Source organism: Citrobacter sp. UYEF32 (assembly GCF_040546205.1).
Classification (GTDB): Bacteria; Pseudomonadota; Gammaproteobacteria; order Enterobacterales; family Enterobacteriaceae; genus Phytobacter; species Phytobacter diazotrophicus.
Map to the genome: position 1 here is coordinate 335177 of NZ_JBEPNI010000004.1, position 14457 is coordinate 349633.

General features: G+C 47.3%; 10 protein-coding genes and 1 tRNA gene. 7 read left to right on the top strand and 4 right to left on the bottom strand.

Translation table 11 applies throughout. The features are described 5' to 3' along the window. Positions 1–100 precede the first annotated feature (100 nt). Both ABIB59_RS12975 and ABIB59_RS12980 read left to right on the top strand, forming a co-directional pair. Positions 101–1738, top strand: a complete 1638-nt coding sequence (locus tag ABIB59_RS12975) for an ATP-binding protein (RefSeq protein WP_039078182.1) — start codon at positions 101–103, stop codon at positions 1736–1738. Beyond that, positions 1728–2426 (top strand): response regulator, encoded by a 699-nt coding sequence (locus ABIB59_RS12980; RefSeq protein ID WP_039078043.1) that lies wholly within the window; start codon positions 1728–1730, stop codon positions 2424–2426. The genes ABIB59_RS12975 and ABIB59_RS12980 overlap by 11 nt, the downstream gene beginning before the upstream one ends. 98 nt (positions 2427–2524) lie before the next feature. On the opposite strand, the gene ABIB59_RS12985 is transcribed toward ABIB59_RS12980, so the two are convergent. Beyond that, positions 2525–4675, bottom strand: coding sequence for an ornithine decarboxylase (locus ABIB59_RS12985; RefSeq protein ID WP_169038829.1), 2151 nt, complete (start codon positions 4673–4675; stop codon positions 2525–2527). Positions 4676–5170: 495 nt separating this feature from the next. Between ABIB59_RS12985 and ABIB59_RS12990 the strand changes: the two genes are divergently transcribed. Continuing rightward, entirely contained in the window at positions 5171–5890 is a 720-nt protein-coding gene (locus ABIB59_RS12990; RefSeq protein WP_039078045.1) for a DUF554 domain-containing protein, read from the top strand. Between the two features lie 105 nt (positions 5891–5995). Further along, positions 5996–6071 (top strand) — tRNA-Phe (locus ABIB59_RS12995). Between the two features lie 591 nt (positions 6072–6662). On the opposite strand, the gene ABIB59_RS13000 is transcribed toward ABIB59_RS12995, so the two are convergent. Further along, a complete protein-coding gene (locus tag ABIB59_RS13000; RefSeq protein ID WP_354035690.1) occupies positions 6663–7541 on the bottom strand; it encodes a restriction endonuclease in 879 nt (292 codons plus the stop codon). Between the two features lie 341 nt (positions 7542–7882). Here ABIB59_RS13000 and ABIB59_RS13005 point away from each other — a divergent pair, with 341 nt between their 5' ends. From ABIB59_RS13005 to ABIB59_RS13015, 3 genes are all read left to right on the top strand, one after another. Next, complete coding sequence (locus ABIB59_RS13005) at positions 7883–9439, top strand: AAA family ATPase (RefSeq protein WP_354035692.1); 1557 nt, start codon at positions 7883–7885, stop codon at positions 9437–9439. After that, complete coding sequence (locus ABIB59_RS13010; protein WP_354035694.1) at positions 9432–10289, top strand: HNH endonuclease; 858 nt, start codon at positions 9432–9434, stop codon at positions 10287–10289. Before ABIB59_RS13005 ends, ABIB59_RS13010 begins: the two co-directional genes overlap by 8 nt. 565 nt (positions 10290–10854) lie before the next feature. Next, positions 10855–12042 carry a tyrosine-type recombinase/integrase gene (locus ABIB59_RS13015; RefSeq protein ID WP_354035696.1) on the top strand — a complete coding sequence of 396 codons (1188 nt, stop codon included), beginning with the start codon at positions 10855–10857 and terminating at the stop codon, positions 12040–12042. Between the two features lie 51 nt (positions 12043–12093). On the opposite strand, the gene ABIB59_RS13020 is transcribed toward ABIB59_RS13015, so the two are convergent. Together ABIB59_RS13020 and ABIB59_RS13025 are read right to left on the bottom strand one after the other, a co-directional pair. Then, positions 12094–12444, bottom strand: coding sequence for a hypothetical protein (locus ABIB59_RS13020; protein WP_200024184.1), 351 nt, complete (start codon positions 12442–12444; stop codon positions 12094–12096). A 75-nt stretch (positions 12445–12519) separates the two neighbouring features. Further along, a complete protein-coding gene (locus tag ABIB59_RS13025; RefSeq protein ID WP_354035698.1) occupies positions 12520–14442 on the bottom strand; it encodes a DUF927 domain-containing protein in 1923 nt (640 codons plus the stop codon). Between the last annotated feature and the right edge of the window lie 15 nt (positions 14443–14457).

Here is a 14457-nt window from a genome sequence, read left to right on the forward strand (position 1 = left end):
GCATCAGGTGTGCAAGGGATCACAAGTTTCCAGTAAACTCGCCACTGTCAACAGGAAAGATGTTACATTACCGTTTTTGTTGCTCTGTGCGTACCACACCATGAAAGTTTCCTTCCAGATTAAGCTCTTTATTTCGCTGGTACTGTTTTTCTCCGGTTTGTTCATCTTACTGGGTGGTTATTATTATATCGATGTCGGTCGCCAGCTTTATCAGGAAATGAGTACGCGAGCAAAAATACAAGCTGAAGAAATAGCGATAATTCCGAATTTACGCAAATCGGTTGCGGAAAAAGATATTCCCGCGATTGCAGAATTTATGCAACAAGTAGTCGACCGCAGCGATGCCAGTTTTATTGTCATTGGCGATGATAAAGGCATTCATCTATTTCATTCGGTTTATGATGACCGTGTGGGGACTACGCTGGTCGGGGGCGATAATCAGGAAGTGTTACAGGGTAAAAGCCTGACCACTATCCGCCAGGGCGGCCTGGGTATTTCCTTACGCAGTAAAGCACCGATATTCAATGACGCAGGTAAGGTGATTGGTATTGTTTCCGTGGGTTATCTGACCAGCTATCTCGATACCATCACCCTCGGCAAGGCAATCAATATCTTTATTGCCGCCGTACTGCTGTTAGCGGCACTGTTTATCTTCTCGTGGTTCTTTACCCGCAGTATCAAGAAGCAGATCTTTTCACTGGAGCCGCGAGAAATCGGCCTGCTGGTGCGCCAGCAAAAAGCGATGATGGAGTCGATTTACGAAGGGGTGATCGCCATCGACAGCAATCTGCGCATCGAGGTGATAAACCAGGCCGCGAGAACATTGCTCAATCTGAGCCAACCCACGCGCGAACTGCGGGGGCAATTGATCTCCGACGTGATTCCGGCCGTGCCCTTTTTCTCCCGCAGTGCGATGCTGGCGAAAGATACACACGATGAGATCTGCCGTTTTAATCACGCGACAGTGATTGCCAGCCGTGTGCGCATTATGCTGGAAGATAAGCTGCAAGGTTGGGTCATTACCTTTCGCGATCGTAATGAAATCGACAGCCTCAGCGCCCAGTTGAGCCAGGTGAAACGTTATGTCGATAACCTGCGTATCATGCGCCACGAGCAGCTTAACCGGATGACGACACTTTCCGGCCTGCTGCATATGGAACGCTACGACGAGGCAATTCGTTATCTTCAGGCCCAGTCGGAGCATGCGCAGGAGCTGCTTGACTTTATTTCGTCACGTTTTAGCTCCCCTACATTGTGCGGTTTGCTGCTGGGTAAAGCGGCCCGCGCCCGGGAAAAAGGGGTAGAGTTGGTTTTTGACCCTGGCTGCCAGATGTCGCGCCCCGCGCACCTGCTGGTGGAAGCCGAACTGATATCGATTATTGGTAACCTGCTGGATAACGCCATTGAAGCAACGCAACGCGCCGCGTTGCCGCACGAGCCCGTTGAGGTCTTGATCCTGCAAAATGAGCGCGAGCTGATTATTGAAGTGGCAGATCGCGGCATCGGGATCGACCCGTCCATTCGGGATCGTATTTTTGACCGAGGGATGACAACGAAACGCAACGGCGATCATGGCATCGGCCTGTATCTGATCTCCAGCTATGTCACGCAGGTGGGCGGCACCATTGAGGTTTCTGATAACGCGCCGCGCGGAACGATTTTCTCTTTATTTATTCCGGAAACGGGTCAGATACAACGCCCCGCTCCGACTCTGGAAGATCAGAATTATGCGACATGAACAGATAGATGTGCTGATAGTAGAAGATGAAAACGAGCTGGCGCAGCTCCATGCAGAACTGATTGGTAAGCATCCACGATTGCGGCTGGTGGGCATCGCCACATCCCTGGCAGAAGCGAAGGCGCTGCTCGCCAGTAAGCAACCACAACTGGTGTTGCTCGATAATTATCTGCCGGATGGCAAAGGGATTACGCTGATTAGCGACCCGATGATCATTCGCGCCAACTGTTCGGTTATTTTCATTACCGCCGCCAGTGATATGGATACCTGTAGCCAGGCGATTCGCAACGGCGCGTTTGATTACATTCTTAAACCGGTGTCGTGGAAACGTCTGAGCCAGTCACTGGAACGTTTTGTGCAGTTCACCGAGCAGCAACGGGTGTGGAAGATCGTCGATCAGCAGAACGTGGATTCGCTGTATCAGTTGCAGGCAAAGAACTACAAGCTGGATAACGGCAGCAAAGGGATCGAGGAGAATACGCTGTCTCGCGTACAGACCCTGTTTGCCGATGCGGGTGAGCGCTGTTTTTCCGTGGATGAAGTGGTGACGGAGACGGGGCTCAGTAAGACCACCGCCCGCCGCTACCTGGAGCACGGCGTGGAGTCCGGTTTTTTATCGGTTGAGATGCAATATGGCAAGATTGGGCATCCACGCAGGATGTACCGCCGTGCGGGCGAAGGGGTATAGGTTTCGCGGTTTTCACCTCACCTGAACGTATCCCGGATTAGTAAGCGGCATACGGGCTACCGGCCCTCTCCCTGTGGGAGAGGGCCGGGGTGAGGGCATCAGACCGCAGAGGACTGTTTCAAGACATTGCCGTATAAGCGCTTAATCCCATCGGCATCTGTCTCAGAGTAGACCCCCTGCAGCTCCGGCGAGAAACCTGGCAGCAAATTGACGCCCTCTTCCAGCGCCAGGAAGTAGCGTTGTACCGCGCCGCCCCACACTTCACCAGGCACCACGCATAGCACACCAGGCGGGTACGGCAGCGCTCCTTCTGCCGCAATCCGTCCTTCCGCCTCACTGATACGCACCAGCTCCACGTTGCCGCGAATATACTCCTGATGGGCATCCTGCGGGTTGACGGCAACCGCCGGGAAACTCGCCTTGCGAAACATCTCTTTTTGCAGATCTTTCACATCGAAGCTGACGTAAAGATCATGCATCTCCTGGCAGAGCTGGCGGAGTGTATAGTCACGATAACGCACCGGATACTTGTTGTAGATGGTCGGCAACACATCTGCCAGCGGCGTATCGTCTTCTATGTGACGCTCAAACTGCGACAGCATGGCCACCAGATGGGCCATCTTCGCTGTGCTTTCCGCTGGTGTCAGCAGGAACAGAATAGAGTTAAGGTCGCATTTTTCCGGCACAATGCCGTTCTCACGCAGGTAGTTGGCGAGGATCGTCGCCGGAATACCAAACTCAGTGTACTCACCCGTTTGCGCATCAATGCCCGGCGTGGTGAGCAGCAGCTTACAGGGATCCACAAAGTACTGATCCTGCGCGTAACCTTCAAAACCGTGCCAGCTTGCACCGGGCTCAAAGCTAAAGAAGCGACGCTCGCGAGCGATGACCTCTGTCGGATGATCCTGCCACGGTCGCCCGGCAATGACCGGCGGCACGAACGGCTGGATCATTTTGCAGTTGGCGATAATCGATTTGCGCGCCTCTATCCCCACTTCTACGCACTCGGCCCACAGGCGGCGACCACTTTCCCCCTGATGGATTTTGGCGTTCACGTCGAGTGCCGCAAACAACGGGTAGAACGGGCTGGTCGAGGCGTGCAACATAAAGGCGTTGTTCAGGCGCTTATGCGGGCAGAAACGTGCCTGGCCGCGCAGATGATTATCTTTTTTATGGATCTGCGAGGTTTGCGAGAAACCGGCCTGCTGCTTATGCACGGACTGGGTAACGAAGATCCCCGGATCGTTCTCATTGAGTTCCAGCAGCAACGGCGACGTGTCGGCCATCATCGGAATGAACTGTTCGTACCCCACCCATGCCGAGTCAAACAAAATGTAGTCACACAAGGTGCCGATTTTGTCGATCACCTGACGGGCGTTATAGATCGTGCCGTCATAGGTGCCGAGCTGGATCACCGCCAGACGAAACGGGCGCGGCTGGTTGGCTTTTTCCGGCGCTACTTCGCGGATCAGTTCGCGCAGGTATTTTTCATCAAAACAGTGTTCATCAATGCCACCGATAAAACCGAACGGGTTGCGGGAGGCTTCCAGATACACAGGCGTCGCCCCGGCCTGAATCAGCGCGCCATGGTGGTTGGATTTGTGGTTGTTACGGTCAAACAGCACCAGATCGCCACGCGTCAGCAGCGCGTTGGTAACAACTTTATTCGCGGCAGAAGTGCCGTTCAGCACAAAGTAGGTTTTATCTGCGTTGAACACTTTCGCCGCAAACTTCTGCGCATGTTTAGCGGAGCCTTCGTGAATCAGCAAATCCCCCAGCTTCACGTCGGCATTGCACATGTCAGCGCGAAAAACATTTTCACCAAAGAAATCGTAGAACTGTCGGCCCGCGGGATGCTTTTTAAAGAACTCACCGTGCTGATGACCAGGACAGGCGAAGGTGTCGTTTTTCATCTCGACATATTGACGCAGCGTATCGAAAAACGGCGGCAGCAAATTATCTTCATAATCACAGGCGGTGGTCTCCAGCTCCAGCCAGTCCTGCTCTTTGCCATTAATCACCGCCGTGACGCCGTCCGGCGTTTCTTCCAACGTCTGGTCAAATAAGAATACCGGCACGTTGAAGCCCGTCCGTTTGAGCAAGGCCAGAATGCCGCTACGGCTTTCCGCCAGCGTAATGACGACTGCCGCCACATCCGTAAAATCGGTACTGTCCAGCGTCACCATCTGGCGGTGGGTAGACAGGGTGGAGATCAGCTCGCGGCTGACGGCAATTTTCATTGTTTTCATAAGCACAGATACCCGTTTCAGGGGAAGAAAAGGCCCCGGGCAAAGCAATCGCCTTACCCAACGAACGTGTCTGACTGGAACCCGCTCCGACCGCCAGACATCAGTAAAAGCAGATACACTCTGATTTTAATGTTGTCCTGAAGTGAGCGTACGGTAGCCTCACCGCATGGTGAGTGTAGTATGGGATAAAACTGAACGGGTGCACGTTCGCAGCGTGGCGCGGCGTCTCTGTATGAGCGATAAAATCTGCGTCATTTCAGGTGTCCCCGTGAGGTTGTGAAGAAAATTCGCGCAATCATGTCATCATTTTTTCGCAGGTGCAACCAACGAAGCGAAGGCCAAATGCAACATAATGCAATTGCCTTTTTAATGATTTTCATAAGTGATTATATTCAAAAGCTAAATACAGTTATTACCCGCATTAATCGGGCATAATAATGTGCTTCGTTGCGTCATACTATGCAGTTGTGTTCGCAAAACCTCTGGAGAAAAAACGTGTTAACAGGACCTTATATCAACGCCGCCGCCGTTTTGCTGGGGGGAACGATTGGTGCACTGCTGAGCCACCGTTTACCGGAGCGGGTTCGCTCCTCAATGCCCTCGATCTTTGGTCTTGCCTCGCTGGGCATCGGCATTTTGCTGGTGATTAAATGCGTCAATCTGCCCGTTATGGTGCTTGCAACCCTGGTTGGCACCTTGATAGGTGAACTCTGTTATGTGGAGCGCGGTATCAGCGGCGCGGTGAACGGTTTACGTAAATTAGTACAAAAGCGCCGCTCAGCAAGCCATGCGCTGGATGCTCACGAATCGTTTATCCAAAGCCTGGTGGCGATTATCATTTTGTTTTGCGCCAGTGGCACCGGGATTTTCGGCGCCATGCGTGAGGGGATGACCGGTGACCCAAGCCTGCTGATTGCCAAAGCGTTTCTCGATTTTTTCACGGCGGTGATATTCGCGACTTCGTTAGGTTTTGCCGTCGCGTTCATCTCCGTACCGATGCTTATTATTCAACTGACGCTCGCTACCTGCGCCACGCTTATTTTACCGTTGACCACACCCGCGATGATGGGTGATTTCACCGCCGTAGGCGGCGTGCTGCTGCTGGCAACGGGCTTAAGGATTTGTGGAATTAAGATGTTTGCGGTGGCGAATATGCTGCCTGCACTGGTGCTTGCGATGCCGCTCTCTGCCCTGTGGACCACTTTTTTTGCCTGAGTTCGCGTGCATCATCAGCAAAGTGGTGATAGATTGTGCAGTCTGCAACGATTTGAAGAAATTTCGTTGACGAGGCGAGGCGGATCGGGTTTAATGCGCCCCGTTGCCCGGATAGCTCAGTCGGTAGAGCAGGGGATTGAAAATCCCCGTGTCCTTGGTTCGATTCCGAGTCCGGGCACCACTATTCATAAGGCCTCGCTGCAAAGCGGGGCTTTTTCCTTTTCTGGCTACGGTAGATTTCTGGTCGTTGCAAAACGTTATATGTTTGCTGGATTTCTCGCCATTTTCGCTGATATTCGTTACTTTTAGACACCTCAACATCCTCTGATGTACCTTTTCCTAACCTCACTGCTACGGTCTTTCTACGGTCCTTTACGGTTCCTTTCTCTCAGATCATTCATAAATACGGGAAAACGGGGGGATTATCATTTCTCCTTAATCCGCTGGTCTTAACGTGATTTTGTCGCGGGGAATAGGGTGGGGAAATCCCCAATAGCAAGCGGGGAAACCAGGCAGCATACACCCTCCACCATTCACATGGGGATTTTCACCAGTCCGTCCACCTGCAACAAGCTCTTCTTGCCCTTTCACTTCTTACCGTTTTCAGAATCCCCCGTCCTCCACGCCATCATAAAATGGTTTATCCGTAGTACTACTTGAGCTAAACGTATTGGACTGTTAAAACTGAGTGTCCGCTGTCGAGGGATATGCGGGCATTACTAGCAGCATTCTGAGTGAAACAACGGGGGAGCATGTCACGCTTCCCAACCAGTTATTTCAGCGTGCCAAACTGTTTGTTCTTCAGTGCATATAGTCGGTCGAACTCAGCATAGGGCTCTCCCGTTTCAGCTGCGTGCCGGATTTTAGCGTCCAGAAGGTCGGGCAAAGGGATCCCATGACTCAGTGAGTGGTAAAGATCATAACCACTGACACAGATAACACGCTTCCCTTTACCAAAAGCCGTCAGACCTTCAGGCGTAAACCCCATCCAGCTGATAAAAACGCCGCGTGTCCAGGTTGCCTTGGTACTGAGCTTTCCTTCAAATACATGGAGATCGGCAGCCGACGTTCTTTTCTGATGCCACTTTGCCTCCATCAGGTAAAATTCATCATTCAGTCGGAAACTTCCGTCAATCTGTTCGCCTGTATTTCGGAAAGACGAACGGGGAGCGAGCTTAAAGATACTGAACAGTCCAGCAAGCCAGGCTTCAAACCGAAAACCACGTGGATGTGGCGGCAGAGATTTCATCTCGTTCATTTCAGCGATAAGTGAGGGCCAGTCAACGCCATGCCATACCTGGACAGGCTTTACGCCTTTGGCTTCATCGGTGTCAGCGTTTTCTAAGCGGGAAATCAGTGCAAGATAGTCATTACGGCTTTGTTCAGCCTGTTCAGGCATGGATTCCGTTTTATACTGCCAGAGAGCGCCAAGAACCCGCAGAGCGGTCTCACGATCTGCCTGTTTCAGCAAACATCTAACTCGTTTGGCCTTTGACGTCCCCTCTTCCTGATAACGTTCATCATCAATATCAATGTTTAGTTCTTCATCAAAAAAAGCAGACAAGGTGCGGTTAGAGAAATCCAGTATCCAGCCAGGATCGCTCTCAAACACGAGATTAAACAGCCTCAAATCCTGCATTTTTAGTTTCACGCCTACCTCCTTTTTTTCACAGTATAACGGTATGAAAGTGGAGGAGGAAATGAGTCAGCACCTGTACACCAGCACTAGCGTGTTCCGCTATTGGCAGAACGCGGCAAACTAACTGAGCAGAAGGTCCACTATGAGCGAACAGCGGACATTAAAGACATCACAGTATATTAATCATCGCGTAGCAGGTAAAAGTGATGGTATTTGACTGGTGATTAAGTTAAAAAGATTACTTAGGGAATCCTGATTCTCTAAAGAATATCAACCTTAGCCATAGGTAGATTCTTATGTTAAAGGCTGTATTATTTTGCTTACTCTGAAGGGAGTTGTTAAGGAGTTTTAAATTGCCTAGGTATATTTCTTTAAATAAAAACATTTCAAGTGCCATGAAAAGCAGTGATACCGTTTATCTTATCTTCTCAACTTGGAATGACTATTCTTATCGGACTCTGTTCAATTTAGAATATGTTGATGAGCATCGAACTGTTCATCAAATCGGTCAGATTAAAATAGGATTTAAAGGGCAGAGTGAGGAAGTTACTACATTCGAGAAAATGCAAACTCAATTTTCACGATTAAAAAACGACTTCTTCAGTCTTGCAGAAAGTCCGGAATTTTATCAGAAACTTTATGCTTGCGGTAAAGAGTTAAGCTATGAAATATTGCAGGATTTGAATTGTGTTGTCGTTAGTGATAAGGCTATGAATTGTGCAAGGGAAGAGGCAGTGTTTAAAAAATCTCTTCTAAGAGATGTAAATATTAACACTGTATATGGCCAATTTAAAAGGTTAGTTAATGGTTTAGGTCAATTAACTGAGTTTGACTTTAGGTTTTTAAGAGTTAATCATAGGTTTTCAGATTTATACCTTGATTTTAACGTGATTCCATATTCACTGCCTCCAACTAACATACACACAATAATTGGGAGGAACGGGTTAGGTAAAACTACTTTGTTAAATGAAATGGTTAATTCAATAATGAAACCTAATGCTGCTCGCAATGCTTATTTTGAGGATATCTATGACGGTAGGATAACAAATAAATATTTTAGCACGGTCATTTCCATATCGTTTAGCGCATTTGACTCATTCACTCCTATTAGTGATCAAACTGATCCAACTTTAGGTACTTGCTATTACTATATAGGTTTAAAAAAACCTGGCTCTGTAGATTTAGCCCATCCTATCGAAGACATTAATGCACTTCACGAAAAATGCGCGAAGTCTGTTTATAATTGTTGCTCCGAGGATTCAAAAAGAGAATTATGGTTAGATGCTATAAGTGATTTGGAGTCCGACACTAATTTCCGTGACCTCAATCTTAAAGATCTCCCATACTTTGGTGCGCAAGAGATTGTAGATGAATGTAAAAGACGACTAAAGAGTATGAGTTCGGGGCATGCAATTATATTCATGACAATCAGTAATCTAATTGAGAAACTACAAGATAAGACACTCATATTATTTGATGAGCCAGAGAGTCATCTGCACCCACCGCTTCTTTCAGCATTCATACGTGCACTAAGCAATCTTTTATTTAAGCGAAATGGAATTGCTATCATAGCTACTCATTCGCCAGTGGTCCTGCAAGAGGTTCCAAAAAAATGCTGCTGGGTATTAACACGATTCGGCGAAGTAACAAATTTTTCAAGACCTTCAATTGAAACATTTGCAGAAAATGTAGGTATTTTAACAAAAGAGGTCTTTAAATTAGAAATGGAGAACTCTGGTTTTCATAAGTTGTTAAAAACCAAAGTTGATGAGGGTTTAGGCTTCGATGAAATTATGAGGGAATTCAAGAATAAAATAGGTTTCGAAGGTCAGGCTATTTTAATGAGTATGATTATGCTTAGGGATAGAGGTATTAAAATGGATGCTCCTAAAGGTGATAATCATGAATAAAGTTAATTTCCCTGCATTGCATTGTAATGATGTATATGCGACATGTTTGTTATCGGTTGGGCCTCGAAGCTTAGATTACAAGATTAAATTAAATAGAATCTCAGAGATTGTGGCTACTTCTTGGCAAAAGTTTGATGATCGTTGTACACCAAAAAACCTTCATTTATTCCCCCCTTGCCATCCCAGGAATAAAGAGCAGGTTATCACAGGAAATGTCACTAAAGATGATTTAATGAATCTGTATACACGTCATATGCTAAAGTTAGGCAGCGAATCCAGGAAAATATACGATAAATTAAGAGCCGCTTCAAATGGTGTATGTCCACTTTGTGGAATCCACGGCGTTGCAACCTTAGATCACTATTTGCCTAAAGCCCGTTATCCTTTGTTCTCCGTTAATCCCAAAAATCTTATACCTGCCTGCCAGAATTGTAATGAAGGTAAGTCCGATAGTGTATTTGTCAATGCATCAGATCTAACTCTCTACCCTTACAATGATGATAATAAATTTTATAAAACTGATTGGATTTCTGCAACAATAGCGACTAGCAATGGGATATTGGTTTTCGATTTTTTTCCAGATCCTCCCAAAAAATGGTTGAATGTTGAACGACAGCGAGTGATAAATCATTTCAAAAGTTTTAGCTTGCGTAGTAAATATTCAATTAATGCTGCACAATTCGTGACCACCATTAATTCTGATATTAGAAGGATGTTATTGAATGGTGATCATAATGTCGTGCAAAGTCATTATCAGGAATTGGCAGGTAAGGTGCCATTTAATTCCACCCTGAGGGTTATGTATAATGCAATAGCTAAAGATTTAAATATTTGTCGCGGTGATTATTAAGTATTGATTCCATTATTATACTAGGCATGCCACTAGACAACTACTTGTGGCATTAGTTGCGTTACTCGTTCGATGCGATCATATATTTTTGCAAAGGCCACCAGATTTTATAACTCCATTTTACAGGGTTTACGATTTTTACCCAGTGCAATTCCTCTGTGCGGTCTAACTTGGATGAGGAATCATTTGAGTTCAAACGATGGATGCAACATCCTGCTTGAACTGCTATGTGGGCCTGACCTGCTTAACATCTCAGGTTGTTGTAACATCAGCTTCTGGCACATAGCCGCCCCACATACAGGCAACGCTACTAGTCCTTATGGCATGTAATTATACCCGACTGAAACACATATTATTTCTGTGGACGCATCCCCCAACGGCATCTTTCCCCCTAAAGACCAGAATCAGACCGTAAAGGCCGTTTTTGCGGTATTTCTCGTCTTCACTCATCTCATGAGGCACCAGCATTCCCTTCTCCACACCAGAAAATCAACTTAGCCATTAACAACGCCGTGCCGGGGATGGGTCAACCCTGACGTACTTAACACCAGTCACAGGAGGTAATATGTCCAGTCCGAAACGCTTCCGTTTTACCAACCAGCTCATTAAATCCCTTCTTCCTAATTCATCAGATTCACGCAGCACCGATGCCGAATACAGCGACACCGAGATTTCGGGTCTGAAATGCTTAGTCAGTAAGGGTGAAGGACGTAAAAAGTTTTTGCTCCGCTACCTCTACCATGGAAGAAAACGCGCCATCGCTATTGGTCACTGGCCTGAGGTGGATGTCACCTTAGCCCGTAAGATTGCCATGGAACATAAACGCTCACTTGCCACCGGAACTGACCCTAAGCAGGAACGCGAAAACAAGAGACTAGAGATGACATTTGATGAACTCTTTAACCAGCATTATCTGATTTGGGCAAAGTCTGCTAAACGTAGTTGGGGAAAGGATTTCCAGCGCTACCGGGATCATATCCGTCCCGCCATTGGTCAGATGCTGCTTAGCGATATCACACCAGCCAGCATTCTCCGCCTCCAGCAGACGTTAAGCACGTCACTATCAGCAGCTACCTGTAATCGTGTCATCGTACTGATTAAAGCCGTGTTTACCTGGGCCGGAAGGCAAAGCATCACCTCTGTTCATCCGGCCAGGGTGGTACAGCTTCTCAGGGAAAACAACGCCCGACAACGCTATTTCACCGAGGATGAAATTCGTCGTATTTTTCTCTCCGCCGATGATGATACCAGCCCCGTCGCTGCCCGCTATGTCAAACTGCTGTTATTGACCGGCCTTCGCCGTGATGAGTTGCGTCTGGCAAGGTGGGAGCATGTTGACCCGGTCAAACGCACCCTGTGGCTTCCTGAAACCAAGAATGGTTATGGACGGATTGTTCATCTTAACTCACTGGCGATGGACGTAATCAGAACGCTGCAAACGCAGCGGGGAAATCCGTGGTTGTTTATAGGCAAAAAACCTGGAATGCCGCTGAATAACCCCGTTAAAGCCTTTCAGCGTATCGTTCGTCGGGCAGGAATTTTCGACAAAGAAGTGTGTATTCATACCTGTCGCCATTCTGTTGCCGCGCTCATCGTGTCCTACGGTGGTACCTTGTATGACGTTCAGGCCCAGTTGGGTCATCGCAGCAGTCATTCATCACAACGTTATGCGCATCTTCACCCTCAGCGCTTACAAAACACCAGTCAGCTTCTGGCGGAAAGGATAACGGCTCAGCTATCTTCTTTGCGATAAATGAAAAGTAGAGGCAAATGCCCCTGCTTTTTTTGAGGGTAAACTCATCAATCAGAATGGGATGTATTCATAAGCGGTCTCATCCTCATTACTTCTGGCAAGATATCGGGCTTTATTGCGAGCCTGATCGATTGATAGTGTTGGAAATTCGCCAAGATAATCATAACGAACGTTACCTTTGAAAATATAACTGGCAAAGAAACGAATATTTTCATTTCGGTTAATCATTGCTTTTAATTCAGGATACTCACTGTCTGTCACTTCCCTACAGATATCATAGAAATTGCATTTAGCCTGCGTCATGATAAGACCATGAGGCGTAAATGGTGGGCGAATATTTTCACAGCCTGTAATAGCACCTGGAAAAGTGTGAATTTCATTTAATTCGCAGAAATCAGTCATGGGGTTCCCCTTCTGTTCATTTATTCAGAATAATAAGTTTAAAGATAAGTTAGTTAACTACATTCAGATAATGCTCTAAGCACAATTCAAATCAGCACTGATAAACTCCCGCTTAATATGGTAGTAACACTTATCCATACCAGTAAGAGGACGCTTTTTGTAATGCCCTTTACTTTCTACCCGCAGGAGTTTTCGGCATGCCAGCTCCTTAGCGACTTCTCGAGCGCTTAATGAATGTTTCTGGCACCACTCTTCAAATACAGGAGCAAAGATTAAAAAATCCTCATTAGTATGATGGATATATCCCCAGTGGTTTCCGGGTTTACGGCTCTCACGATCTTTCAGGCCGATGAAATGTGCCCCTTCCCTTTTAACAAGATCACGCTGAATATCAATCAATGCTTGCTGGACCGGGTTATATTGCACAGAGGTATCACTCAGCCAACGAATAACTATTTCCCATACAGCGGTCGCAATTCGTTCCGGAGAGTAAGGCAAGATACCCAGTTCCTGCGCCATCAGACCTACAGCCATTATGAAAGAAAAGCGTCGAAGCGCACGGAGTTGAACATCCGTCAGGAGATACCCTTCATCAATCAGCTCAGCCAGAAGCAGGCCTTCACATTCTGATACCTTAGCTTTAACGGATTCATGTAACCATTGATAACTCACAGGAAGCCCCTCTTCATCAGTCTGAGAAAGCAGGCTACGGAGAAAAGCGGGTCCAGCCGTCCCACAGAAGCGCTCAAGTCCCGACTTAAGTTTGTCAGCATGCTGACGAATAATTTCCGGCCCCTCTCCAGGGGCTCCGGCATCTTTCGGGAAAATCTGGAGATTGATAACCCGATGCTCATGACCGCCCTGCAGGTTTTGTTTTTTTTCTCGCAGCTTATGGGAAAATGAAATCTCGCCGGAAGACACAAAGAACGAGTTCCACCTTAACGGTTCGCGCATCTCCTGCGTTTTATCCATGCGAATTTTTGAGACACCGGATGTCAGGTTATAGATCAGGGAGGAAAGCTCTTTTCCGGAAAATGCTCCTAATTCATCAAGACATACCACGGTACCGGATTGTAAAGCAGCATGACTCTCGATACCGTTGCTTGTGGCATTCCACCGGGCAATGAGCGACGGGCCGTTACTTCCGGCATCTCCTCCATACCCGTGACACGATGCACTCAGTTGCAGCAGGATTGTTTTTCCTGTCGTGGAAAAACCATAGAAATGGAATATAGCAATATCCTGCCCGGCAAGCCCAAGCAAAGGGGATGCAAGAGAGAGCATGATGGCAAAAATTTGATAATCGCCTTTTGCATGTTCAGCAATAAGTTCCTGCCACTGATCTAGTTCACCGTATTCCTTAATCCCTTCGGGGATACGCTTTACAGAAGCCGGGATAATATTTTCAAATCCGTCAAGGTGACAGAAAACAGGAGTTTTTCCGTGCAAAAAGGCGGCTTTCTTATCGATCATCCCCATAGATGGCGTCACCAGATAACACGGTAACTTCATATCCATGCACTTGAGAATGAATCTAATCAGTTCATATTTACGAACAGGATCAATCGCAACGCCTCTGTGAGCGAGAGAGGCCATTACCCGATCAATATCGGCATACAGTTCATCCATTTTGATACGAATAGAAATAATCTTTCCAGCCTGATTCCTTGCGGCCAGCAACAGCTGCATATCAGACTGACTATCAGCAGAAAAGCATTTCGCATAAGGAAATACAGGTGTAAACGTAAAGGGTACCGGGGCCTTACCTGAGAGTGAATAAAGCGCTTCTGCACTGGCTCCATAACCCTCCGGCAATCCCTCACGGAATACCATTTCTTTGATAACGGAAGGATCGATATCTTTATGTTGTGAAGCTTTTCTCAGCAACTTCTTTACATCTGACCTGTCGGTGTTTTCACGATGCATATTTGAAATAATTTTCGCGAGTGGTGAAAGCGCAGGTGGTAGCGTTGATAATGTTTTAGTCTCAATTGTCATTAATTCTGTCCTGTA